At 44.2% G+C, this 25,914-nt stretch carries 24 protein-coding genes; 18 read left to right on the top strand and 6 right to left on the bottom strand.

Annotated features, from left to right (window positions below; genetic code table 11):
• The first annotated feature begins 4 nt into the window (after positions 1–4).
• From AC5ZC7_RS00390 to AC5ZC7_RS00375, 4 genes are all read left to right on the top strand, one after another.
• Entirely contained in the window at positions 5–1,678 is a 1,674-nt protein-coding gene (locus tag AC5ZC7_RS00390; protein ID WP_496160133.1) for a RagB/SusD family nutrient uptake outer membrane protein, read from the top strand.
• 178 nt (positions 1,679–1,856) lie between these two features.
• Entirely contained in the window at positions 1,857–3,371 is a 1,515-nt protein-coding gene (locus tag AC5ZC7_RS00385; RefSeq protein ID WP_511911317.1) for a glycoside hydrolase family 30 protein, read from the top strand.
• Positions 3,371–5,179 carry a beta-galactosidase gene (locus AC5ZC7_RS00380; protein WP_496160135.1) on the top strand — a complete coding sequence of 603 codons (1,809 nt, stop codon included), beginning with the start codon at positions 3,371–3,373 and terminating at the stop codon, positions 5,177–5,179. Before AC5ZC7_RS00385 ends, AC5ZC7_RS00380 begins: the two co-directional genes overlap by 1 nt.
• A 228-nt stretch (positions 5,180–5,407) precedes the next feature.
• Complete coding sequence (locus AC5ZC7_RS00375) at positions 5,408–6,049, top strand: hypothetical protein (protein WP_496160136.1); 642 nt, start codon at positions 5,408–5,410, stop codon at positions 6,047–6,049.
• On the opposite strand, the gene AC5ZC7_RS00370 is transcribed toward AC5ZC7_RS00375, so the two are convergent.
• Both AC5ZC7_RS00370 and AC5ZC7_RS00365 read right to left on the bottom strand, forming a co-directional pair.
• Positions 6,046–8,562, bottom strand: a complete 2,517-nt coding sequence (locus tag AC5ZC7_RS00370) for a TonB-dependent receptor domain-containing protein (RefSeq protein WP_496160137.1) — start codon at positions 8,560–8,562, stop codon at positions 6,046–6,048. The genes AC5ZC7_RS00375 and AC5ZC7_RS00370 overlap by 4 nt on opposite strands.
• Before the next feature lie 13 nt (positions 8,563–8,575).
• Positions 8,576–9,487 carry an SAM-dependent chlorinase/fluorinase gene (locus AC5ZC7_RS00365; protein WP_496160138.1) on the bottom strand — a complete coding sequence of 304 codons (912 nt, stop codon included), beginning with the start codon at positions 9,485–9,487 and terminating at the stop codon, positions 8,576–8,578.
• A 67-nt stretch (positions 9,488–9,554) separates the two neighbouring features.
• Here AC5ZC7_RS00365 and AC5ZC7_RS00360 point away from each other — a divergent pair, with 67 nt between their 5' ends.
• The 5 genes from AC5ZC7_RS00360 to AC5ZC7_RS00340 all read left to right on the top strand — a co-directional run bounded on the left by AC5ZC7_RS00360 (position 9,555) and on the right by AC5ZC7_RS00340 (position 14,583).
• Positions 9,555–10,373: a DUF6597 domain-containing transcriptional factor gene (locus tag AC5ZC7_RS00360; RefSeq protein WP_496160139.1), complete on the top strand. Its 819-nt coding sequence runs from the start codon at positions 9,555–9,557 to the stop codon at positions 10,371–10,373.
• 67 nt (positions 10,374–10,440) lie between these two features.
• Positions 10,441–10,980 (top strand): GNAT family N-acetyltransferase, encoded by a 540-nt coding sequence (locus AC5ZC7_RS00355; RefSeq protein WP_496160140.1) that lies wholly within the window; start codon positions 10,441–10,443, stop codon positions 10,978–10,980.
• 93 nt (positions 10,981–11,073) lie between these two features.
• Complete coding sequence (locus AC5ZC7_RS00350; RefSeq protein ID WP_496160141.1) at positions 11,074–12,177, top strand: acyltransferase family protein; 1,104 nt, start codon at positions 11,074–11,076, stop codon at positions 12,175–12,177.
• A 30-nt stretch (positions 12,178–12,207) separates the two neighbouring features.
• On the top strand, positions 12,208–13,311 hold the full coding sequence (locus AC5ZC7_RS00345) for an acyltransferase family protein (RefSeq protein ID WP_496160142.1): 1,104 nt from the start codon (positions 12,208–12,210) through the stop codon (positions 13,309–13,311).
• A gap of 168 nt (positions 13,312–13,479) precedes the next feature.
• Positions 13,480–14,583, top strand: coding sequence for an acyltransferase family protein (locus AC5ZC7_RS00340; RefSeq protein ID WP_496160143.1), 1,104 nt, complete (start codon positions 13,480–13,482; stop codon positions 14,581–14,583).
• A 7-nt stretch (positions 14,584–14,590) separates the two neighbouring features.
• On the opposite strand, the gene AC5ZC7_RS00335 is transcribed toward AC5ZC7_RS00340, so the two are convergent.
• Positions 14,591–15,463 (bottom strand): alpha/beta hydrolase fold domain-containing protein, encoded by an 873-nt coding sequence (locus tag AC5ZC7_RS00335; RefSeq protein ID WP_496160144.1) that lies wholly within the window; start codon positions 15,461–15,463, stop codon positions 14,591–14,593.
• A 178-nt stretch (positions 15,464–15,641) separates the two neighbouring features.
• Complete coding sequence (locus AC5ZC7_RS00330; protein WP_496160145.1) at positions 15,642–16,430, bottom strand: hypothetical protein; 789 nt, start codon at positions 16,428–16,430, stop codon at positions 15,642–15,644.
• 240 nt (positions 16,431–16,670) lie between these two features.
• Between AC5ZC7_RS00330 and AC5ZC7_RS00325 the strand changes: the two genes are divergently transcribed.
• The 6 genes from AC5ZC7_RS00325 to AC5ZC7_RS00300 all read left to right on the top strand — a co-directional run bounded on the left by AC5ZC7_RS00325 (position 16,671) and on the right by AC5ZC7_RS00300 (position 21,492).
• Positions 16,671–16,889: a hypothetical protein gene (locus AC5ZC7_RS00325; RefSeq protein WP_496160146.1), complete on the top strand. Its 219-nt coding sequence runs from the start codon at positions 16,671–16,673 to the stop codon at positions 16,887–16,889.
• Positions 16,890–16,907: 18 nt separating this feature from the next.
• Positions 16,908–17,747: a sigma factor-like helix-turn-helix DNA-binding protein gene (locus AC5ZC7_RS00320; RefSeq protein WP_496160147.1), complete on the top strand. Its 840-nt coding sequence runs from the start codon at positions 16,908–16,910 to the stop codon at positions 17,745–17,747.
• A 110-nt stretch (positions 17,748–17,857) separates the two neighbouring features.
• Positions 17,858–18,823: a phosphatidylinositol-specific phospholipase C domain-containing protein gene (locus AC5ZC7_RS00315; RefSeq protein WP_496160148.1), complete on the top strand. Its 966-nt coding sequence runs from the start codon at positions 17,858–17,860 to the stop codon at positions 18,821–18,823.
• Between the two features lie 114 nt (positions 18,824–18,937).
• The gene (locus AC5ZC7_RS00310) at positions 18,938–19,585 is read left to right on the top strand and encodes a hypothetical protein (RefSeq protein ID WP_496160149.1); all 648 of its coding nucleotides are present in this window, start codon (positions 18,938–18,940) and stop codon (positions 19,583–19,585) included.
• Positions 19,586–20,257: 672 nt separating this feature from the next.
• Positions 20,258–20,914, top strand: a complete 657-nt coding sequence (locus AC5ZC7_RS00305; protein WP_496160150.1) for a GIY-YIG nuclease family protein — start codon at positions 20,258–20,260, stop codon at positions 20,912–20,914.
• A gap of 128 nt (positions 20,915–21,042) precedes the next feature.
• A complete protein-coding gene (locus AC5ZC7_RS00300) occupies positions 21,043–21,492 on the top strand; it encodes a YybH family protein (RefSeq protein WP_496160151.1) in 450 nt (149 codons plus the stop codon).
• A 39-nt stretch (positions 21,493–21,531) separates the two neighbouring features.
• Here AC5ZC7_RS00300 and AC5ZC7_RS00295 read toward each other — a convergent pair whose 3' ends face one another.
• Positions 21,532–22,326: a helix-turn-helix domain-containing protein gene (locus AC5ZC7_RS00295; RefSeq protein WP_496160152.1), complete on the bottom strand. Its 795-nt coding sequence runs from the start codon at positions 22,324–22,326 to the stop codon at positions 21,532–21,534.
• 452 nt (positions 22,327–22,778) lie between these two features.
• Here AC5ZC7_RS00295 and AC5ZC7_RS00290 point away from each other — a divergent pair, with 452 nt between their 5' ends.
• A complete protein-coding gene (locus tag AC5ZC7_RS00290) occupies positions 22,779–23,477 on the top strand; it encodes a hypothetical protein (RefSeq protein ID WP_496160153.1) in 699 nt (232 codons plus the stop codon).
• Positions 23,478–23,500: 23 nt separating this feature from the next.
• Here AC5ZC7_RS00290 and AC5ZC7_RS00285 read toward each other — a convergent pair whose 3' ends face one another.
• Positions 23,501–24,157 (bottom strand): hypothetical protein, encoded by a 657-nt coding sequence (locus tag AC5ZC7_RS00285; RefSeq protein WP_496160154.1) that lies wholly within the window; start codon positions 24,155–24,157, stop codon positions 23,501–23,503.
• Positions 24,158–24,249: 92 nt separating this feature from the next.
• On the opposite strand from AC5ZC7_RS00285, the gene AC5ZC7_RS00280 reads away from it, so the two are divergent.
• Positions 24,250–25,047, top strand: coding sequence for a DUF6597 domain-containing transcriptional factor (locus AC5ZC7_RS00280; protein WP_496160155.1), 798 nt, complete (start codon positions 24,250–24,252; stop codon positions 25,045–25,047).
• 105 nt (positions 25,048–25,152) lie between these two features.
• On the top strand, positions 25,153–25,668 hold the full coding sequence (locus tag AC5ZC7_RS00275) for a putative immunity protein (RefSeq protein WP_496160156.1): 516 nt from the start codon (positions 25,153–25,155) through the stop codon (positions 25,666–25,668).
• Positions 25,669–25,914: the final 246 nt, after the last annotated feature.

Here is a 25,914-nt window from a genome sequence, read left to right as displayed (position 1 = left end):
AGCAATGAAAACTTCTCATATTATATATAGCCTGGGGCTACTGGCAGCAGGTTTATTTTCCTCCTGTCAAAAAGACTTCCTGAATATTACGCCTACTGACCGCGTACTGGGCGGCTCGGTGCTGGCAGATTCTTCCTTATTTGAAAATTATATCATCAACCGGTACCAAAGCATTACCCTGCAGGAGAAAGAAGGCGAAGGCTCCAATCCGGGTTTTGGCCGGGGCTTCGAATATGCACTGTGGAGCTCTATTACAGATGAATCCATTTATAATAATGACGACTTTACCTGGATCATTCAACAGGGGCAGATAGCGCCGGAAAATACGGGTATTGCCGGTACCATCTGGGGCAGAAGTTATCGCAGTATCCGCGAATGCAACTTCGCTATTAATAACATTGATAGTGTAGAAATAAGTGCGCCTCTCCGTAAAAAACTGCTGGCGGAATTGCGTTTTATCCGCGCCTACCGCTATCATGACCTGATCCGTAACTATGGGGGAGTAGTGATGATGGGGAATAAAGAATATAGCTTAAACGACAACCTCACCGATCCGGCATTGTTCAAACGTGCTACCCTGCAGGAGTCCATGGATTATGCCATAGCAGAACTGGATGCTGCAGCAGCAGATTTGCCCGCCAGCAATGATGGCAACTGGCAACCGGGCCGCGCTACGCAAGGCGCCGCACTGGCGCTGAAAGCCCGCCTGCTGTTATATGCCGCCAGCCCACTGTACAAAGTAGGCACCTGGCAGGCAGCCGCCACCGCCGCCAAAGCAGTGATGGATATGAGCAAATATTCCCTGGCAGACGACTACAGCCAGCTATTTGTAAAAGGCAGCAATACGGAAGTCATTTTTGCCCGTCAGTATGCTGTAGGCGCCCGTCACGTGTGCCTGGAAATATCCAATGGCCCTAACGGATATGGCGGCTGGGCTGGTAACACCCCGCTGCAGAATATGGTAGATGCCTACGAGATGAATAATGGCAAAACCATTACAGATGCCACTTCCGGTTATAACCCACAACAACCTTACACGAACCGGGATGCCCGCTTCTATGCTACCATCCTGTATAATGGCGCCAGCTACCGTGGTTCGGTAATACAAACATTTTCACCAGGTGGGAAAGACGGGAAAGATGGTCCTTCCAACTGGAATGCAAGCAAAACCGGTTATTATCTCCGTAAATTCCTGGATGATAAAAACCCTATCGATAACCCATGGGATATCGCCGGATTGCAGCCCTGGATTTATTTACGTTATGCAGAAGTATTGCTGAACTACGCAGAAGCCCAAAATGAAGTAGCCGGACCGGATGCCAGTGTATATGACGCCGTTAATCAAATCAGGCAACGTAAAAGCGTAAAACAACCACCGCTCGCACCAGGCTTATCCCAGGCGCAGATGCGGACCGCCATACAACGGGAAAGACAAGTGGAACTGGCTTTTGAAGAACATCGCTTCTATGATGTTCGCAGATGGAAAATTGCCAATGTCACCGAAAATGCCCCTGCCTATGGTATAGACGTGGCTTCTACTGCACCCGGTGTTTATACCTACACCCGTAAAGTGGCGTTAGCTGGTCGTTTGTTTGCGGATAAAAACTATTGGCTGCCTATTCCGAGAGCCGACATCCTGGCGTCTAACAAAAAACTGGATCAAAATCAGGGGTATTAATTAGTAGAATCGTTCACGCAAAGCCGTAACAGCTGGTGGAGGTAAAATACCGGTCAATAAGTTTTGAAAATATTCAGTCCGTATTTTACTATTTTACAGTCTTGCTCACCACCATGGTGGATGTTGTAAGCTTACTTTTTTGCGGCTTTGCGTGAACCAAACCGCCGCTACTATGAACATGAAAAAAATAATTTGCTCACTACTGCTATGCGGTGCGCTACAGGAAACAGCTGCACAAAGTAATACACCCATACAGGTTTATATAGACCTACAACATACTGCGCAAACCATTCACAACTTTGCCGCATCAGATGCGTGGGCCTGTCAGTTTACCGGCAACTGGCCCGATAGTAAAAGAGCACAGTTAGCAGACTGGTTGTTTAGCATGGATACTACCCGCAGCGGCCAGCCTACCGGTATTGGTTTATCTATGTGGCGGTTTAATATTGGTGCAGGCAGTGTGGAGCAAGGCAACAATAGCGGTATCGGAGACGAGTGGCGACGGGCAGCCTGCTTCCGTAACGCCGATGGTACTTATAATTGGCAAAAACAAGCCGGACAATTATGGTTTCTGCAAGCCGCCAAAGCAAGAGGAGTGACCCGTTTCTTAGGATTCCTGAATAGCCCGCCGGTAGCCTTTACGCGCAACAGTAAAGCGTTTGCCGACAAAGGCATTTGTAATCTTACACCAGACAAATATGATTCCGTTGGTATTTTTTTGAGAGATGTAATACTGGGTATCCAAAAAAATACAGGAGTAACGCTCAGTTATATCAGCCCCGTAAACGAGCCGCAATGGGATTGGAGTGATGGCGGCCAGGAAGGATGCCCCTATAATAACGAACAGGTTTACGGTCTTACCAAAGCCATTGACCAGCAATTCAGCGTGGCAGGTATTCAAAGCCAGCTACTGGTGCCAGAAGCCGGTCAATTTAATTATTTATATGCCAGCGAAAATAAGCCTGACAAAGGCATGCAGGTAAAAGCGTTTTTTGATCCACAAAGTCCCACTTACCTGGGTCATCTTAAAAATATTTATCACGGTATAGCTGCACACAGCTATTTCACTACTTCCCCTGCAGATACGGCCATCGCTATACGAAAAAAGGTGGCTGCCGCATTAAAAGGGCTTCCCTTCTGGCAGTCGGAATATTGCATACTGGGAGGCAATGCGGGCGAAATGGATGGTGGCAAAGTAGATCTGGGTATGGATGCCGCTTTGTATATGGCAAAAGTGATTCATACGGATTTGACGGTAGCCAACGCCGCCGCCTGGCAATGGTGGCTGGCCATATCGCCCTACGATTATAAAGACGGATTGATTTACATAGATAAAAACAAAACAGATGGTCAACTGCACGATACCAAAATGCTGTGGGTACTGGGTAACTACAGCCGCTTTGTAAGGCCAGGTGCCACGCGCGTAACAGCCGCACTCAATGATAGCGCAGCTGCCAGCCATCTGCTGGTATCTGCTTATAAAAATCCCGATAACAGCTTGAATGTGATAGTGATTAACAGTAGTCAAACCGCTGCTGATATTGCTATTCAATGCAAGCAATTACGTGGCAGCCATATGCGCAGCTACACCACCAATGCACAGGAAAACCTGCAACCCGGCTATGTTTCGGGACGCATGCTCACCGTGCCACCTCGCTCCGTAGTAACATTGACAGGAAAAATAAACAAGTGATGAAAAAAATTAGTGTTGTTATTTTAATGCTGATATGCTGTTTCCAGTTGAAAGCACAGCATACCTTCCAGCTAGGTGACTCCGCCTTTCTGTTGGATGGAAAACCATTTCAAATGATCTCGGGAGAGATCCACTACCTGCGCGTACCGCGGGAGTCGTGGCGCGACCGGATCAGGATGGCAAAGGCGATGGGATTGAATACCATTGGTACTTATGTATTCTGGAATATGCACGAACCGGAGCAGGGACACTATGAATTTAGCGGTAACAATGATGTTGCTGCTTTCGTAAAGATTGCACAGGAAGAAGGTATGTGGGTGATATTACGCCCCAGCCCATACGCCTGCGCAGAATGGGAATTTGGTGGTTACCCTTATTGGTTGCAAAATAAAAAAGGCCTGGTAGTAAGAAGTAAAGAACCCCAGTACCTCAACGCTTATCACAACTATATCAAAGCAGTAGGTAAACAACTGGCCGGCCTGCAAATCAATCATGGTGGTAACATCCTGATGGTGCAGATAGAAAATGAATATGGTTCCTACTCCAACGATAAAGATTACCTCGAAATTAATCGCAAAATGTTTGTGGACGCTGGGTTCGATGGTCTCCTCTACACCTGTGACCCCGCCGCTGACGTAGCAAACGGCCATTTACCTGGTTTGCTGCCAGCCGTAAACGGTGTGGATGATCCGGTAAAAGTAAAAAAACTGGTAAGAGATAACCACAATGGCAAAGGCCCTTTCTACATTGCAGAATGGTACCCTGCCTGGTTTGATTCCTGGGGCGAAAAACATCATACCGTACCTTACGAAAACTTCCTGGACAGACTGGATCGCGTATTAGCTGCCGGCATTTCCATCAACATGTATATGTTCCATGGCGGCACTACCAGGGGCTACATGAACGGCGCCAACTATGACGACCAGCATCCTTATTCACCGCAGGTGAGTAGCTACGACTATGATGCCCCGCTGGATGAAGCAGGTAATGCCACGCCGAAGTTTATGAAGTTCAGGGAAGTGATTGCAAAGCATTTACCAGCCGGACAAACATTACCGGAAGTTCCTGCTAAAAAACCAGTGATCACTACTCCGGTTGTTACGTTTAGCCGTAGCAGTGCTTTATTAAACACCTTACCCGCTGCTGTTAAAAGCGTAGATCCGTTAACGTTTGAAGACCTGAAACAGGCATATGGCTATGTATTATACCGCACCACGGTTACCGGCGGACAAACCGCCCTGCTGAAAATAAAAGATCTCCGCGACTACGGCCTTGTATTCGTGAATGGGAAACGGGTAGCTATATTGGACAGGCGCCTGGCACAGGATAGCGTTATGGTAACACTACCGGCTGGTAAAGTTACCCTCGATATCCTGGTGGAGAACCTGGGACGCATCAATTTCGGTACTTATCTCCTGAAAAATAAAAAAGGAATTACTGAAACCGTATTACTCAATGGACAGGCCATACATAACTGGCAGCAGTTCAAATTACCATACGATAAACAACCCACCGTAAAAACCGGCCCGGTTAATCCGGACGCACCCGTGTTAAAAGAAGGCAGCTTTGTGCTGAATACTTTAGGCGATACCTACCTGGATATGACCCAATGGGGCAAAGGCGTAGTATGGATCAACGGACATCACCTGGGCAGATACTGGCAGGTAGGTCCGCAACAAACATTGTATGTACCATCCGGATGGTTGAAAAAAGGCAGCAATAAAATCACTGTACTGGAAATGATCAAACCCACTGCTAATACATTACAGGGGATAGATCATCCAGTGCTGGATGTTACACAACAGTAAGGCGCCAGAGACGATATAGCAAGGTAACGAGACGGATTCTCCGTTTCGTTACCTTTTCTTTTTTTCCTTAGTGAAGTATGCACATTGAATAAGATGCATAAAATTATCTTGTATCAGCTATTCTGTTACCGCAAAAGGTAAGTCCATCGCTATTGGAGCGGTTTTTGATATTTTAACATCCATTGCCGAACCTTTACTTTGTAGCCGATCATCCCGTAATTGCCTGTTATGAAAAGGATATTTTTGTTAGCTGTCATCAGCCTTAGCAGTTTGACTACCTTCTCCCAAAGCTTTATGCATGCCGTTGGTTTATCAGTATTTGTGGATCATACTTCCGGATTACGCAATGTTACCAGTGGCGCTTTTACCTACTCTCCCCGCTATAATATAATGGAGAACAACCGAATGTCGGTATCCATTGGTATTCCACTGAGTATTGGTGGATCCGGCGGTCGCGGAGGTGTTCAGGAAGACGGCTATTGGGTGGACGGTGTATACTATTCCAATGGTTATTACGACACCGGTAAGCCAGAAGTTAAAAGTCGCTGGATGATAGATGTTCCCCTGATCATTAACCTGAATTTCGGCGCCTTTTCCACTAAAACCAACAAAAACAGGTTTGGCTTTTATGTAGGCGCCGGATTCGGCTACCACTATGGTCCGGTAAACCTGGATAAGATAACCCGCAACGGGGAACATTATAAAGACTCCACCATGCAACATGCTTATGGCCCGGTAGGAAACGTGGGCCTGAGAGTCAATTTTTCGAAACGTACGCGGGAAGGAATTGATCTCCGGTTTTCCTACATGAAAAGCGTCAGTAAAAGACAACCGGAGATCTATGGAATGACGGCGATGTACGCCTTTTAATGAGGGACATTAATAGCTACTCTTGCAAAATAAAATGCGCCCAGTGAACCCATCTGAACAGACGCATATTTAAATACATCAAAATAGCTGTTGCCATATACCTGCTTATCCGGGAACACATCCAGGATATTATTGGCGCCGATGGAAATCGTTACCGGCTTCAGCTCGTAACTAATGGATACATCTGTTACCACCTTGCCTTTATGCACCTGCACTTCCCCAAAAGGGAAGCTGTTACGGGATACTTCTCCGAAATACACATTACGCACTAATACACTGAACTTTTTGTAGCCATAAGTGAGCGATAAATTTGCTTTTGCCCTTGGCGTACCTTCCGTAATCAGGATGCTGTCGTTCGGCGAAAAGAAGATTTGTTCCTGCCCTTTCAAACCAGCCGGGATGTGCAGGCTACCGGTAATTTTATTTTTGTTGTAGTTGAAACCCAATGACGCATTAAACCGATGAGGCCCGCGGAGGAGATTATAATCCGCTACTACATCCACTCCGGCGGTACGGGTATCTACTCCATTGCTGAAAAACCGTGCAGATGCAGCGCCCAGGGGGTTAATAATATGTTGTATTGCCGGCACCGGATCGCCGTTGGCATCGAAGCCAAAGCTGCCGGTAAGTACAATCCTGTTTTTAATATCTGTGAGATATCCATCTACGGAAATGCTGAAGTTGCGGGCTGCCTGCGCAGTAAAGCCCAGGCTATAGTTAACAGACGTTTCCTGTTTCAGCTTTGGAATACCCAAGGCGATAGCCACTTTGCTGGGATTGGTAAAAAAACCTGATTGGCCGAGTGTGTTATCCGGCAAAATATCTGTGCTCAACGCACTGAAATATTGCTGATGGAGAGATGGAGCGCGGAAACCATTGCTTACAGCGCCACGCACATTAAACACATCTGATATTTTATAACGGGTAGCCAGTTTACCACTTAACGCGGTACCAAAATCGCTGTAGTGCTCCAAACGCGCCGCAGCACTGACCAACCATTTATTGGTAACATCCAGTTCTCCATCTATATACACCCCGGTATTATTTCTGCTTTTATGAATCGCATTTTCGGGAGAGAAACCGGTGAAAGATTGGGAACCACCGGCCAAACCGGAAGGATTAGTGACCGTGCCATCCGGATTGGTGATCAGCGCATAATTTTTCCAGGAAGCTTCTTCTCCCTGCCGGATGCGATAATCATCTATACGGAATTCGGCGCCAAAGGCCAGGTTCAGGCCTGCGGCCACTTGTGTGAAACGGCGACTGAAATCCAGGTTCGTGGTGTTTTGCAGGAACTCATGTCCGCCGGCTTTAAATTCAGTAGGCGATGCTTCCTTCAGGGAAGCATTCACAGTATGATCTACGCGATAGTCGAAGCGGTTATCGCCGAGTGTATTACTAAGATCTGCCTGCCAGGCCCCCAACTTATGTTTCAGGCCTATTGCAACAGAGCGGTCATGGATACGGGAATCCGTGGTGGGCTGAAAACCATTTGGAAAAATGGAATACACATTCACGGAAGGATCACTGGGGAGGCGTCTGAAGCCGAATCCCTGTCCCTGGCGATAGCTGTACCCACCGAAGGAATAGAACTCGCTTTTGCCGTTGCTAAATGGCAGGGATAAGTTATAAAAAACACCTCCGTTCTTTATTTGCGCATCACCGATCTGGAAATTGAAATCATCTCTCTTCAATCCTTTCTGTTTCAGCATATCATCGTCGTACTTGCGGGAAGCAGCGGGATCATTGGTGAATTCATACGCGAAATAGTTGTCCAGGGCCGACTGATCAAAAATGATCAGGTTATTATTTTGCGCTCTGGTGGTTTTACCCCGCTGATAAGCTTCACCGGTGATGTTGAGGTAACCGCCCTGTTTGCCCAGGCCAGTACCGTAGTTAAGGCTCAATTGCCCCAGGCCACCATCGCCGCGGGAAGTAATGCCCCCGGTCAGTGCAGCGGATAACTGATGCGTATTTTGTTTCAATACGATGTTGATAACCCCGGCAATGGCGTCTGAACCATATTGAGCAGAAGCGCCATCACGCAATATTTCTATGCGGTCTATAGCGGCGGCGGGGATAGCGTTCAAATCGGTGCCGACGGAGCCATTGCCCACCGTTCCCTGGTTATTCACCAGCGAAGTAGTATGGCGACGTTTCCCATTAATCAGTACCAACAGCTGATCCGGACCCAGTCCACGGATACTGGCAGGATCAATGTGCTCACTTCCATCGGAAGAAGACTGCCTGTTGGAATTAAAGGAAGGAGATACATATTGTAATAATTGATTCAGGTCGTTTTGCGGGGCCAGTGTTTGCAGTTTAGACAGATGAAATACATCCACCGGCGCCACGGTATTCAGGCGGGTACGGCCACTGCTACGCGTTCCCACGGTAACTACTTCATTCAGGGTGCGCACGGCGGGAGCGGGAATGGTGTCCACACGCTGCTGCGCTAGCGTTAACTGGCTTGCCAGTACAAAAAAAGAGGCAGGGACTAAAATTTTTATCATCAGCGATGTATTATTATTTGTGTGAAACAGTTACTTCTACACTCCATTCACTTCCACTTCCAATATGATGAGTAGCAGCAAAGTTGCCCTGGTTGAGGGCAAAAGACAACTGCATTAAACTATTCAGGTAGCTGAGAGGCTGCCCCACTTTCACCGCGCCAAAAGTTTGACTATAAGGGGCGTTGGTTTCGTATATCTTCTTGCCGTTATGGAAGAAAGTTACGTGTAATATATCTCCATATTTCAGCGATAATTGGTTGACTAAATTTGCTGTGATGTTGGTCCAGATATTACCGTACTGTACGTCCAGGATCGAAATATTTCCTTTCAGATTACCACCTTCGAGTACAGCCGCCTGGTAAGGAATATCGACTACCTGTTGGGGTAATACTTTGCCTACCTGTTCAAAGCTGATGGTACCTGCTGCGAGGCGGGCGGCTGTATAGGCGTATACATCGCGGCCGTGGAAGGTATACGATTTTTGAGAATCTTTACGGCGGTTTACTGCTTCATCAATTTCCCTGATTTCAGCGATCCCTAATGATTTTGCCACCAGGGTTAAGGTGCCATTGTCCGGTGTCACGATAAAATGACCGCTATTGGTTTTCAGGACCACCGATTTCCGGCTGGTGCCTACTCCCGGATCTACTACCGACACAAATACGGTTCCTGCCGGCCAGTAAGGAACGGTTTGTTCCAGGCGATACGCGGCCTCCCAGATGTTGTAAGCAGGAATTTCGTGGGTGAGGTCGTAAAGTTTCAAGTCGGGCGATACGCCGGAAGCCACACCTTTCATGGCAGAAACGGCACCATCCTTCAGGCCAAAGTCTGATTGAAAAACGACTATTTTGTTTTGGGCAAATCCATAGCTGGTAATAAATACGAATACCAGGCAGCCGATAAAATGGTGTAATACTTTTTTCATGGGAGTTAGTTAGTCTACAAAAATAGTAGATTATTAGGAAATCAGTAAAAATTCTTACCTTGAAGATATGAAGTACCAGGAAATACCACCACCATCATATCTTAAAAACCATGTTCGTTATTTCTGGACATTGGAAAGTGATGGTATCGGGCATACGCCGCATATATTTGGCCCGGTGGCGGATGGTTGTCCGGGCTTAATTTTCCAGCAGTCGGCAGACACTACTTTTCTCCTGAACGATAAACAATTGCCGGATCAACTGCTGTATGGTCAAACGACGAAGTATACTGAAATGCATTTAACCGGTGCATTTTATTCCATTGGAGTTTGTTGTTATCCGAATGCGTTGAAATCTATTTTCAGATTAAACGCTGATGAGTTGACCAACTCCTGTATGGACCTTGATTTGCTGTCAATAACCAAAGATTTCAGTCTTGCTGAAAAATTATTGGAAACCCCTTCCTTAAACGGAAAAATTGATGTAATTGCCACATTTCTGTTTAAGCAGATCAACAAGAATGAAGCGGCTGCAGATGATGTCATGCAATTTGCGTTATCTAAAATTATTGAATCCAACGGCAGTATATCATTGAAAGACCTGCAAGAGCAATTGCAGTTAACGGAAAGAAGTTTTGAGCGCCGGTTCAAACAAGGCGTGGGCATCTCTCCCAAATTATTTTCCCGGATATGCCGTTTTCAAAATTCGCTGGCGCAATTGCGGAGTAATAAGTACAGCAAGCTATCGGATATTGCTTTCGAAAATGACTATGCGGATCAATCCCACTATATCCGTGCCTTCAAAGAGTTTGCGGGTATTTCCCCTTACCAGTTTCAAAAAAAATCAGCCGACCTCTCCGCTAATTTCCTCCTGAAACCCAACAAATAATCGTTTTTTTCCGATGGCGATATGCGCTGATTCCATTAAATTGAGCGATCAATAAAGGAACGATTGTATGGAAATATTTGCCTCTACCGCCCGATTGATTCTGCGGGAACTGATTCCGGCTGATGCCCCCGGCATGTTTGCACTTGACTCCGACCCGGAAGTGCTGCGTTATTTACCCGGACAATCTGTTAGCAGCCTGGAGGAAGCCAGGGAAAAAATTCAATTCATCCGGCAGCAATACAAGGATAATGGTATAGGCAGATGGGCGGTTATTGAAAAAGACAGCAATGAATTTGTGGGCTGGGCCGGATTAAAGCTGATTACCACGCCATTGAACAACCATGTCAATTATTATGATGTAGGCTACCGTTTGCTCAAAGATTACTGGGGCAAAGGGTATGCTACTGAGTGTACCATTGCATCTCTCCAATATGGATTTACGCAATTGAAGCCCGACCTTCTTTATGCCTGTGCCGATGTAGCCAATCATGCTTCTAACCGGGTATTACTAAAAACCGGCTTTACCCTGGATGGCACATTTTATCATAACCAGGTGCTGCACAACTGGTTTAGAATCAGCCGGGAAGAGTGGGCTAATCGATATTAACAGGGATAAACTGACTGAGGTGGCGTTACAGCAGGTTGCATTAATTTGCTGATACATTAAAGTGCCGGCGTTACACTCCATTACCGCATCAGTATGAAGATCAACAGCATTCAGTTCTTACGTGCCATCGCAGTAATCCTGGTTATTCATGTACACGCTATTGATACACAGGAAGTATTCGCCATATCCCATCAACAAAAATTCTATTTCCTGGAAAACTTTGGGGCCATTGGGGTGGATCTGTTTTTCGCGATATCAGGTTTTATTATCAGCCACGTGGCAAATAATTATATGGGGGCCAAAGATGGGGTGGATTTTTTGAAGAAACGCTTTCTGAGAATTAACCCTATTTATTACATGGTGACGCTTGGATACCTGGTTATATTCTGTTTCTTTGATGCTTCTTTTTCTTTAGGGGATACCTTCTACTTCCTGCGGGATAGTTTCTTCATGTTACCTGTATTGAATTCACAAAATGACATATATCCATTATTACTGGTAGGATGGTCTCTTAGTTTTGAATGGTGGTTTTATATTTTGTTCTTCTGTTTGATTTTACTAAGGGTAAAGAATAAAGCATTATTGCTGTTACTTATTATTCCAATGCTGGTGGCGATAAGCCAGCTTACATCCCTACATAATTTCCGCGCCATCTTCTACACCAATCCTATTATGCTGGAATTCCTTTTTGGCGTAATCATCTATTGGTTGTACCGGCGTATCAAACTGCCTGTTGCGGTGGCAGGTCTGCTGCTGGCATTAGGAGTAGGAGGATATATCTACAGTGTTTTCCATGGGTTTGGCGACATCTCGGAATTAAGAAGTGTAACCGGTGGTAGCGGCAGCCTGAAACGGGTATTGCTCTGGGGCTTACCCAGCGCCTTTATTCTAGTCGGCTGTATTTTCCTGGAAAAGAACGGGGCACTTGCTTCGCTATGGAACAATCGTTTCTGGCTACTGGCAGGCGATGCCTCTTACTCCATTTACTTAACCCATACCGTTCTTTTTTACCTACTTACCGTATTATACTCTCAAACAGGCTATTTTCTGAATCCGGATCTTTCCATCTTCTTACATATGGCGCTGGCGGTGGGTGTTGGTATTTTGTTTTATCAGCAAGTAGAACGTCCTTTATTAAAACGGCTTCATCCCAAACCACCAGTAGTGCCCTCTTCTGTTCACACAGCATTACCATAACACAAGGTACTATTGTATAACGTATTTATTATGAAGGTTAACAGCATTCAGTTCTTGCGAGCCATAGCAGTGCTTCTTGTTGTTCACGTACATGCTATTGATACACAAGAAAATTTTTCGGTCTCCTATCAGCAAAAGTTTCATTTCCTGGAAAACTTTGGCGCCATTGGCGTGGACTTGTTTTTCGCGATATCGGGTTTCATTATCAGCTACGTAGCAGGTAATTACTTTGGTGTAAGAGAGGGGGCGGACTTTCTTAAAAAGCGTTTTTTGAGAATCAACCCTATTTACTACCTCGCCACCCTGATCATGTTGATCAACTTCTGTTTCTTTGAAACTTCTTTTTCTTTAGCGGATATATTGAGATTTATGACGGATAGCTTATTTATGCTACCAATACTGAATTCACAACATGAGATGGTACCGTTATTGGTAGTGGGGTGGTCGCTTAGCTTTGAATGGTGGTTTTATCTCTTATTTTTCTGTTTAATTCTACTTCGTGTAAAAAATAAAACTGGTTGGCTGTTACTTGTTATTCCTATACTGGTGGCGATAGGCCAGTTCATACACCCACATGATTTCCGGGGCATATTCTACACCAATCCCATTATGCTGGAATTCCTTTTTGGCGTTATCATTTATTGGATGTACCGGCACGTGAGATTACCAGTTGTAGTGGCCGCCCTGCTGTTAGTATTGGGTATCGGGGGCTACATCTATAATGTTTTGTATGGCTTTGGCGACATCTCAGAGCTTCGGAGTGTAACCAATGGTACCGGCAGCCTGAAACGGGTGCTACTTTGGGGTTTACCCAGTGCCGCTATACTGGCTGGCTGTATTTTCCTGGAAAAGCAGCAGGTGCTTACGAAGTTATGGAACAATCGTTTTTGGCTGCTGATAGGAGATGCATCGTATTCTATCTATTTAACGCATACTATCTTTTTCTTCCTGCTCTCAGCATTATATCTTCAAACGGGATACTTTCTGAATCCCGATTTATCCATCTTCGTGCATATAGCACTGGCTGTGGGTGTGGGCATTTTATTTTATCAGAACGTAGAGCGTCCATTGTTAAAACGCCTGCATTCAAAACCACCTGTAGCAGCTTCTTCGGCTCACGCAACGATACCATGACTCATTTAGCCGGCCCTGGAGTTGTATAACTAATTTAGTATCAACCGTAGAGAGCGCACCAAGCAATATGGAAGACTGAGGTGTAGTTACAGCAGACTGCCTTAATTTGCCTGATACATTAAAATGCCGGCGTTACAATCCATTACCCTCAAATCAGTATCCCATTTTATGAAGATTAACAGCATTCAGTTCTTACGAGCCATAGCAGTGCTTCTTGTTGTTCACGTGCATGCTATTGATACCCAGGAAGCATTTACCACCTCTCATCAGCAAAAATTCTATTTCCTGGAAAACTTCGGAGCCATTGGTGTAGACCTGTTTTTCGCGATATCGGGTTTTATTATCAGCTATGTAGCCAACAATTACTTTGGAGCAAGAGAAGGGGTAGATTTTTTGAAGAAGCGCTTTCTGAGAATTAATCCTATTTATTATGTGGCGAGCTTACTGTTCATGATTGTTTTCTGCTTATATGACCAGTATTCTCTCTTTACGGCCGTGTTAAATGGATTGCGGGATACGGTGTTGATGTTGCCGGTGCTGAGTTCGCAAAAAATGTTGCTTCCAATTTTAATAGTAGGATGGTCACTCAGTTATGAATGGTGGTTCTATGTATTATTTTTCGGATTGATTCTACTTCGTGTCAAAAACAAATCGTTATTGCTGTTATTTGTTATTCCGGTGCTGGTGGTGATTGGCCAGCTTATACATCCAGAGGATGGTCGCGTCATTTTCTATACCAATCCTATTATGTTGGAATTTCTTTTTGGGGTTATTATTTACTGGCTGTACAAGCATGCCAAAGTGCCTGCCGGCGTAGCAGCCGTCTTGTTGATACTGGGGTTAGGCGGCTACGTGTATAACGTTTGGCATGGCTTCGGCGACATTTCAGAATTGGGAAGTGTGACCAGTGGTACCGGCAGTTTGAAACGGGTGCTACTTTGGGGTTTACCCAGTGCTTTTATTCTGGCAGGCTCCATCTTCCTGGAGCAGAAAGGGGTGTTTGCAAAATTATGGAACAGTCGTTTTTGGCTCCTGGTAGGAGATGCGTCTTATTCTATTTATTTAACACACTACACCTTCTTCTATCTGCTTATTCAAATATATTCCCGGACGGGCTACTTTATCAATGCGGATTTTTCCATCTTCGTACACATGGCATTGGCTGTGGGGGTAGGTATCCTGTTCTATAAAAAAGTGGAGCGCCCGTTATTAAAACTACTTCATTCAAAACCGCCAGTGTCGCCTCCACCCATTCACGCTGCTATGCCATGACTCAATATCAGGGGGTATTGGGATACCAGCCCCCTCTTTTCATCCACCAGAGCATAGGATCCAGCCATTCGTATACAGGTAACCGTTGGGTGAATCCGTGGTTGCCGGTAGGAAAGAGATGTAATTCTGCCGGTATGCCACCTTTCAGCATGGCCTGGTAGAAAGCCACACTGTTATTTACGCTTACCACGCCATCGTCGTTGGTATGTGTAATATAAGCGGGGGGCGTATTATTATTCACCCATTCTTCATTGGAAAAGAAGGCAACTTTTTCGGGAGTAGCATTTTCGCCAATAAGGCTCATCATAGAACCTACATGTGTAAGCTCTTTATGCATACTGATAACGGCGTATACGAGGATCATGAAATCTGGTCGTAAATCAGTTTTCTCTTTATTGGGAATATAACTCCTGGCGCTATGTGTACCGAGTGTGGATGCCAGGTGGCCTCCTGCCGAATAACCAGCAATACCGATTTTATGCGGGTCGATTCCCCATTCCGCGGCATTCATTCTTACCATTTTAATGGCCTGTTGGGCATCCTGTAGTGGTCCCATACTTCTGTCGCGCATAGTAGCATCTGAAGGAAGGCGGTATTTCACTACAAAGGCCGTGACGCCTTTCGCGGCAAATGCTTCGGCTATTTTGTATCCTTCTTCATCAATAGCAAGAAAGGCGTAAGCACCACCGGGAAAAATGATTATCGCAGTACCATTGGGCTTTTCTGGTTTATAAATCCGGATAGAGGGGGCATTTTCCGGCGCTAATTTGCCGATACTATTGGGAATAGAGTCTTTGTACAGCGGTCTTGTTTCCTGAGCTTGTATATGAGTAACAAATATTGTTAACGTGCAAACAACAAGGGCCAATAGTTTTTTCATGCGCAGATAATTATGTTGAATTATCTGTCAAAAAAAGATTTTTCAGCCCGGGATACTGTTTCAGGGTTCAGAATGTTACCGGATTAACAAATGATTTACAAAAAAAATACGGATTTGCGGGTAGATTCGGAAGATATCCACAAATCCGTATTTCTTTTTGTGAAGGGGGGTTAATGAATTATGGCTGCAGGTATTCAATGCGGGCGCTATCACTTACAAGGAGCTGGCCAAATGACTCCTCCGTTTTCCATACTTTTATAGGATAGCCTTTGCTGTTATACTCATACCTGTATTTTGTCAGGGAAAGTAACTCCTTATTTACGCTGAGCATTCTCATTTCCACTACATTGGCAGCAGATGCTATTCTGGGATTCAACGCCACCCATGTTCTGCAACCACTGAAATAACTCTTTTTGTCATCGTAGGAATACAATGTAGTAAATGTTCTGTCAGGTGACGGCAACTTGCGGTCTACTCTTGCTATATTATTACCTTCCCAGGTAAATTCACTCCTCTCATTGATCCACATAGCATTAGAGGTATCAATAGCATAGGAGATGACTGGCTGTCCTTTGGCATTGTATACCAGTGAATCATAATGGCGTACCTTATTATTGGGTCTGTATATTTTAAGTGGCAACCCATTCTGACCGTATATCACGTCTGCCGGAGGAACTTCAGGAAGTAAGACATCCACAGCTTTTACCACTCTGCCATTTTCATACGAATACCTGGCATCATATAAAATATCCCCCTTTTTATTGGTTTGTATAAGCCGCTTAAGCGTTTTATCACTATTATACTCCATATGCTCACTTCTGCTGTCAGCATCTGCCCAGGTTATACTCGTAATTAACATCGGGGCATCTGCCGGAGGATCCGTGATAATTTCTGTTATATGCTCTTTTTTTTCACATGCGCTAAGCAATACTGTTGCTACAAATAAAGTTAATAAGTTGATTTTCATTTATATATCGGTTATAATAATGGCGCAATATTAGGCCCTTTCCCCAATATTTCTCCACTCTTTAAAAAAAACTCCTGCCTCCTGTCACGTTTTGCTTCCCGTTCTTCTCTTATTAACATCACTCAAATATTTACAACATAACAACGACTATAATGGAACAACGACTTCATTCCCTGATAACCTGGTGAGAATACCGGCAATTATAACGTAAGACAGTTTTAATATTAAAAAAGTAACATCATGACTAACAACAACAAAAATCATCAGCATAAAATGGCTTTCATCATCTGGCTGGCCATCTTCCCATTAATTACTATTACTTTTTATTTTTTTGGAGACCTGTTGTTATTGCTACCACTGGTGGCGAGAACCTTTCTACTGACAATTATTATTGTTCCGACAGTATTTTATATTATTGTGCCGTTTTATACCAGGTTACTGGCAAATTGGTTCAAGTAAATACGACTTAAATTATTTGTGTTGAAAGATTATCAGACTATATTATTTCCATACGCCTATAATATTTTAGGAGCGGTTGAAGATGCGAAAGATGCAATACAGGACGTATTGTATAACTACCTGGCAGCGGCCAAAACGCATATTGAGAATGAAAAAAACTACCTGATTAAAAGTGTTATCAACCAGGCGTTACATATCAAAGAAAAGAAAAAAAAGTTGAAGCTGGGAGAAGTGTGGCTACCGGAGCCAGTAGCCACCGAAAGTGCCGATGCCAACATTAACCTGCACGACATTGCTTCCTACTCCATGCTGGTATTGCTGGAGCAACTTAACCCCAAAGAACGGGCGGTATTTATTCTGAAAGAAAGTTTTGGCTACGCACATGAAGAAATTGCCGATGTGCTGGGCATTACAGTGGAAGGATCGCGGAAACTACTAAGTAGGGCCCGTACACGGCTAAACGATTCGAAACAGGTGAGCAACCGGCAAAAGGTACCCTCCGATATATTGAATAGCTTCATTCATGCTATCAGAAGTCGTGATACCCATGTACTTGAAGGCTTACTCTCTAAAGATGTTACCTTCTTTGCAGATGGCGGCGCTAAGATGAATGTGGTGAAAAAGATTGCCATTGGTTTGGAAGAAGTGGCGGCACTGTTGCGCTATATTTATGAGAAGTATGATGCCGGTTTCCAGGTACAATTTGCTGAAATCAACCACCAGCCGGCATTGTTATACTATAACGATACCCAACTGGTAGCCTGCCAGGTGCTGGGGGTTTCTGCAGCAGACGGCAAAATATTCCAGGTAAACAATATAGTAGACCCGGATAAACTGGCTGCTCTTTCGATAGCCTGACCGGAAAACAACGATGATAGTGGAGCCGGAAAAGCGTTAATGAATAATTAATTTTCACTGCTATAAATAACACCTTTTCCGGTGTATTTTTAAGGATAAACCTTTCCACTATGAAACAGAAAACCCTTTTCCTGGCTTTAGCCGCGTTTTCCCTTTTTGGCTGCAAAAAAGACCTGGTAAACCCAACTGCCACCGCAGGCATTGAAACAGGTAAAAACAGTCTTGCCGCCGGCACGCTAACCGTATCACTTACCTCCTGGATGGGATCTATTGCAGACAATACCAGTCTCAGCGCCCTTTCTATTCCCGGTACGCACGACAGTGGCGCCCGGAATGAACCCGTGAGTGGTACAGCTAAATGTCAGAACCTTAGCATCCGGGAACAACTGGATGCAGGTACCCGCTTCCTGGATATCCGGTGCCGTCACATCGGAGATGCATTTGCGATTCACCATGGGTCTATCTACCAGAACCTGAACTTTACGGATGTATTAACCGCCTGCTACGACTTCCTGGCTACTAATCCTACGGAAACCATTGTGATGTGCGTAAAAGAAGAATATGACCCCACTAACAACACGCGGACATTTGAACAAACATTCGACAGCTACACTGCCTTGCAGCCCTCAAAATGGTATTTAAGCGATGCCGTGCCTAACCTGGGATCCGTAAGAGGTAAGATTGTACTGCTGAGAAGGTTTGGCGCTTCCAACACGCCTAAAGGTATTGAAGCCACTAACTGGGCAGATAATACTACTTTTTCTATTAACAATGCAAACTCCAGTTTGCGCGTACAGGACCAATACGTAGTGCCGGACAATAACGCCAAATGGACTGGTATTACTAATTTGCTTACGGAAGCCAAAAACGGCAACCAATCTGTTTTGTACATCAATTTCACCAGCGGTTATAAGTCGCTGATCTTTGGTATTCCCAGCATCACTACTGTTTCCAATAATATTAATCCCCGGATCAATACCTGGTTTACCAGCAATACACAGGGCAGATACGGCATTATTCCTATGGACTTTGCAGCAGCCGACAGAAATACGCTGATCATTAATACCAATTTCTAACGCAATCTATATAGAAAAGTTCCGGCAGGAATGGATGATCCATTTTTCTGCCGGAATTTTCCATTTATGGGGAATAATTTGTTTCTTTAAAAAATATTCCCATATACCTATACGATGTTTTCTTTATTCCGCAAACAAAAAGCAACACTACACTCAGTTAGCATTACGGATTTTGGCTGGCCAATTGTCAGGCACGACCAAAATATTATTCAATGGGTAAATCCTGAACAAACAGTTGCTGTATCCATTAATTTCTTCACCTTACCGCCAGATATCCCTACCAGCAAAGACATTCAGGCGTTAAGAAACTTCTACCGACATAATGTATCCCGTGTAAATGGTGGTATTATTGAAGTGGAGCTATGTCAACTGCATCATCATACTGCTGTCCATACCTTGTTCAAATTACCACAGGAAAAAATGGGCACTATGTATCTGGCCTCTCTAACACTACCTTTTGAAAATTGCAGTTACGTGATTAAAATACAAGCTGTAGAAACAGGCCCTACCGGGATGAGAGAAACATTTATTGCAGATCAGTTGCTAAAAACCAAGGGAAGGGAAGCATTACCTCATTGGTCTGCCGATCCATATGATCCCAATTTCCGGGAAGGGGCACTGATGAATATCTCAGAGCATTCTATCTATGACGCTTCTTTTCCCACACACCCATTAACGCTGGCCAGGCAGCTTATTTCACAAATAAAAAAAGACTTCCGCCAGGCTCCTGAAATAGATAAACTGACACCATTTTATCGCTGATAAAAACAATACCACTCCATCAGGTATCCTTACTTTTTGATGCCCCCGCTTCGAACCTTTTCAAAATAGGTTTGTTAAATAAAAAGATCGGAAAGAAACATATCCTTTAACTCAAAATAACTGTAACCATCACACAAATAATTCCTCATGGAGTTAGCGAAACCCCTTCCTTACTCCCGAAAACATTCCCAGGACATTTATCTGCATTGGTGTACCAATGAGGCATGGTGAATGCTCTCCATACGAACAGGTAGCGGAATGGACCGCACTATATAGTTAATGCAGATCCAATTATCCAGTGGTGTGGCGATTTTCCTGCATTTCTACCCACACAGGTGGCTAACCTGACGAGCACACTGGCAATGATTGTATAGTATCGTAGGTTCGAATCCTGCCCTGTTCACTCGTTCTATTCATTTTTGTCCCCTCATCTCCATGTGGGGATTATGCTCTTTTATTGATTGAAAAACGAATTCCTTCCTTACCAGGCGCTTTATTTTCCGCAATATCCGGGTTGCTTCAAACACCCGTGTATCGTACTATTGCACCCAATAAGTATCCTTACGGAAATTATCATATTTTCATTTAATCCAATATTTGAATTTTGTATATAATAATCATAGTCGTAAATTGATACCGTCATTGTCATATCAGCAAAGCGAAAACCACCTCATGGAGCAAGTTCAAACCGGTAAATGTGTGTACATTCTTAACACAGGAAAAAACCTGTATAAGATTGGCAAAACGCAGGACCTGCATAAGCGGTTAGCTGCGTATCATACACACCTGCCCGTTATGTTTCGTGTAATCAGACAGTATGCAGCATTGAACATGACCGACCTGGAAGAAAGCCTCCACATTGTTTTTCAACATAAACGTGTAAAAGGTGAATGGTTTGAATTAAGTAAAGATGACCTGATTATCTGCGATAATGTAGCCCGTAACTATGCGCTGCAAAACCTCCAGCGGCAGCCCAAAAAGCAAGCAGATATTGTTTTCAGCAATAACCCCATGCTACAGGTAATGGAAGCAAACGAAAAATACCTGCAGGATTATTCCAGGATTGCAGACGATGTAAAACTGGGTCTCAACAATAACGAGATTTTTGAATTACACGAAGGCACGGTTAGTAAAGTAGTGATTGAAACCGTAAGAAGACTGCTGAAATACCGGACGCCTAATTCGGAATTTTTGGGCAAATGGCTGTCTGTGGCCGGAGAGCTCAGTAATCATACCAGTGAGCGTAGCATTCTTCAGAAATATAAAGGAGAAGTAAGCCGTTCTACCATACAAATGATTAAAAGGATATTACACAATCAATTATACTAGCGCTCATTTTGCCGGCTCCCCGGAAGATGGGAAGCAAATTTTCCACTCTTAAAATTTTAGTTTTGTTCGTTATTGTACAATTTCCGCTTTCCGGCCAGGTTGATCTTTGTGGAAAATAACGTCAACTTATGAAATTATCCGTTTCTTTATTGGTATTACTTATGAGCGCTGTCTGCTCCACGAAAAGCATGGCTCAATCCTCCGAATTACAGGAAGCCAAACAGGCGATTGCCAAAGCCAATGCAGCACATTTTGGTCTGTTTGCTAAAAATGATGGTTCTATTCTGAGCCTGTATACAAACGATGCCTGTTTGTTAATGCCAGGTGCTCCCGCTTATTGCGGAAAGGAAGGCCTGGCAAAATTTTTCAATGGTGTATATGCCGCAGGGTCCAGGGATGGGAAAATTGTTACGGTAGATATTTATGGAGATGGAAAAGAATTTGTAACAGAAGAAGGTCTGACACAGGTTTACGACGCCAACGGAAAAATGCTGGGAGAGGGCAAGTACATCGTTATCTGGAAAAAGACAAAAGACGGCTGGAAGATGTTCAGAGACATGTTTAACGGCAATAAATAATATTCCCTGCTGCCGCACAGGTAGCTGTGCGGCAGCCAATTACACCCCCGATACCATTTGCCCGGCACGGATTTCCGACGGTGTAACGCCGGTAAATTTTCTGAACTCCCGGATGAAATGCGCCTGGTCAAAATAGCCACAGTCGTAGGCAATGCTGGTCAGCGATCGCTCACCACCATGAATCAATTCCAGGCTTTTATTAAATCGTTGTATATGAAAGAATGCTCTTGGGGTAAGCCCTACATTATCGAGAAATAACTGCTGGATATAACGTTCGGAGAAACCATATTTATGGGCCAGCAACTTAATATTAAACAATTCCCCTTCTGCCCCGATATGGCTACAGATCTGCTCCAGCATAGTAATTTTATTACTGCGTTGCTTGCTGCCTAACAATCGTTGCACCAGGAACTGATCCAGCTCTTTTACTTTTTGTTCAATAGAGGGAGCCTCCATCAGCTTGTCATAAAATTCGGCAGATACTTTACCCAGCACACCTTCCAGGTCTACTGAATCATTGGTAAATGATGAAATGGGATTGGGAAAAAAGAGCGCATTGGCATAAGGAAAAATCCGCGCAATCAGTACCATCATTCCTTTGGCAACCGTAAGCCGGGTAGGTACAGTTAACTGCCCCAACACCTCAACCTTAGGCATATCGATCGGACGTCCGTTGATAATAGTGCTGGCAGTACCGCCGGATATATTGACAGCGAAATCAATATATCCACTCGGAAAAAATGTTTGATTCGTCATGTCCTGTTCACTGGTAAAAACCCAGTATCCCTTTACATATGACTTTAATGGAAGCGACGGCAGATATTGCATAGGCATCTTCTATATTTCGCTGAATAAAAGACCGGTTCTCTCTTACTTCTTACAACAGTGCATTCACAAATTGCTGCGCAACAATGTAAAAAGTATCGTTTTAAGCTACCTAATATAACACAATATCCGCTGATTATTTAAGCCCCATGCGCTATTAAAGCGGGTGGGGCTTAATAGGTTCATTATTAACGACAACGGTAATAGTCCGTGATGACGGATTTCTTCATCTTAATACTTTGTATTAAATAGACTAACAGCACAACATCCGTTAAAAGTCTTGATAAAGAAACAGTTATATCATTGTATCTTTGTGACAAGCTGAGGCAATTGCCTGTGAATCCTTTTCCTGATTCATAAAAGAAAAAGCATGCTATCTTTCCAAATTAGGTTTCAATTAAGAAAAAGTAAATTGACCGGCTACTTCGTTGTCAAATGATTCTATATTTATACTCACTACTATGATAGATTTATCTCCTGCTGAGAAACACATTCAATACGTCACGAACTTTCAAGACCTTGTTGCTACGCCATTCAGCGGAGAAATTAATGCGATTTGCTGGACGCGTCATCTGACAGGTGATTTTGCTGAGATTGTTAATAAAGTGACACTAAGCGAAAATATAACGACCATTGAACCAGCGGAGCTAAGTGCACTTCAGCTAAGTGAGCAAGGACAACTTGCCCGCGAAGTTCTTTTAAATGACTGGAAGCTATTAAAAGCATACGGCGCATCGCCTACCCTGAATGTGATCAACCACTATGATCAGGATGACGCCTATCCGTTTTTTCCAACTGATGTTTATTCCTTTCATGTGGATCGCTCTCCCATACCAACCAATACCTTTTTATGCACCTATTATGGCGATTCCAGTGAAATATTACCAAATTCACAAGGAATAAAGAAAATACTTATCCCCGAAATACGTGATGAGCTTAAAAAGCTATTTCAGGGAACAGCGGAAGATTTTGAATCATTTCTAAGTGACCATTTCTTTGATTTACATTATCAGGCTACACCTGATGCACGTCCAATCAGCTTAGGTATTGGGCACTTATGGAGGTTAGCGGTTGACCATCCTGAAAGTCAGGTTCTTCCTTGCATTCATCGTGCTCCAAAGGAAAAATCCGGACTAAATAGGCTGCTAATGATCTGCTAAACACGATACATAATCTAATCCAATCAGTAAAAATTTATACTCATATCACGCCGGAAAACCAGGGTCTCCGATTTAATGGAGCCAATCCCATTTTGGGTGTCCGGATTGTCAATCAGGGTAGCAGACCTACCATATTCTTCGAAATTCTCTGAGCCGATGAATACTATTAATTGGTTCAGATCTCCCCCATCAACCACCTGGTAAGCCAGGAATTTTCGTACTTTTTGTTTGAGTGTTCCAACAAATTTAATGGCCGCTTCGGTATTGGTGACCCGGATAGTCAGCATGCGCATCAGTCTTGAACCCAGCACAACGCTGTCTTCAGGGTCGGACAAGGTTAATCTGATCACTTTATACCCTTCCAGAAAGTCGGCGAAAGGCTCGGTATGCAGTGCATTGTCGGCGGCATCGCCTGAAGGATTAACCCGGTGGTCGAATTCATCCCAGGAATGGCCAAAGCTGGCATCCAGGAATTGACCATCACGTGGACCGGCAATGAAGTACCAGCCATACCAGTTCCACGTATCTTTATTGGCGAGATGCCAGCGGAGGTGTTGTTTATAGCCTGCTTCGAAATTGGCGGCTTGCCCCTCTTTCGGCTTCCAAACAGAAAAGTTGGCGACGTTCTTCTGCGCATTAGCTACAGTTGCCAATAAGAGCAAAAGCGGAATCAGTTTCATGAGTTTTACACTAAAGCTAGTGATTCCCGGGCCTGTGGAATTGTAAAAATATGAAGTGGTGATTTAAGCGCATTTTTAGTTAACTTTCTGTAATGATACTTTTCAGAAACTACATACCAGTTAGCATCGCCAAATTCGTGAAATCGATCTGGTATATGGAGTTGACAACCGACGACCCTGTGTATGAAGAGGAGATCATTCCAGACGGGCATCACGAGCTGATTTTTTACCTGACCCCTAATTGTTCCCAGCGGCAAAGCAAGACTAACACCTGGATAGAGGAACCGTACGCGCTCCTTGCGGGACAGACGCTGGAATGCTATCGGTTAAAAATGTTTCCCGGCGCCAAACTCTATGGCATCCGTTTTTTTCCTCATACCCTGTATCATCTCTTAAATTTACCACTTCACGCGCTGAATGCGGCTGTGCTGCCGTTGGATGAGGTATTGCCCGGGCATGGTTTCTGGAATCACATTACCGACAATCCGGAAGATACTTTTCAAAATATAGAAAACTACCTGGCAGATTTACTCAAGCCCGGGAGCAATCCATATATAGAATATTCGCTAGGGCAAATTCTCAACAGTAATGGCGTGATAGCCGTTGGGGACCTCATCAAAAAGAGCGGTATCACCCCTAAACATTACGATGACTTGTTCAAAAAACACGTAGGTATTACTCCTAAAAACCTTTGCGCGATACTGAAGTTCAACTTCTTTATCAGCCACAAAAGGTGTTACCCGGAAAAGACACTGACAGCATGTGCCTATGAGGCAGGCTACTATGATCAATCACATCTCATTAAGTCCTTCTATCAGTTTACGCGGATGTCGCCGGGAAAGTATTTCAGTTCAAATCCGATAATAGGCCAGCAGTTCGCCGGGCTTTGATCTTAACATTATGCTACCTGGTTTGTGATTGTTAGCTGATTTGACAGGTCAGAACTAAATTCGTTTTTCATACCGCTTTTTTTTACACCATTACAACCGCAAACGATGATCTTGCCAAAGGATAGAGACCCGAGATTTATAACTATAAGACGAGGCGGCACCTTAACAGATTCGCATCATCATTTACTTGCCCTATGGGCGGCTGATTGTGCGGAGCATGTGTTGCACTTTTTCGAAGCAGTGCAACCTTCTGACCCTCGTCCTCGTTTGGCTATCGAACAAATTCGGGCATGGGTGCGTGGCGAGATTAAAATGATGCAGTGCCGTGAAGCGGGTGGCCATGCCATGGCAGCAGCAAGAAATTTAAAAGGTGCTGCCCGAAATGCGGCTTATGCTGCAGGGCAGGCAGCTGTGACGGCGCACGTCGCTGCCCACGAACTTGGAGCAGCCGCCTATGCCATTAAAGCGGTTAAGGAATCTGTTAAAGAAAATGAGAAAGAAGATATGGGCAAAAAAGAATGTGAATGGCAACGTAATCAATTGCCGGATGATATTCGCGAGCTTGTGATAGATGATCAAAAACTTAGAAATCATATCTGTTGGTTTGCGTTCAATTGCTGACTAACCGGGGAAATAATAGCGCATTCAAGCTAATTGCAAGTCTGAACAGCGTTATAGGTCAAAATAAAAAAGGATAGGATGGCATAAAAACCATTCTGTCCAATCAAGTTGGGTCAGCTGGACAAATTTCGAACCTGCCGATACAGGATTTAAAGATTTTAACTGGCTTTGTAAGCCTTAATAAGGAATAGCAAAAGTATCTAATTAACATGACAAAATGACAAAGCAAACTAATCAGACAATTAT

Source organism: Chitinophaga sp. 9-1-y (assembly GCF_059511905.2).
The sequence above is the reverse complement of the archived record's forward strand: the minus strand, read 5'-3'. Positions and strand labels throughout refer to the sequence as shown.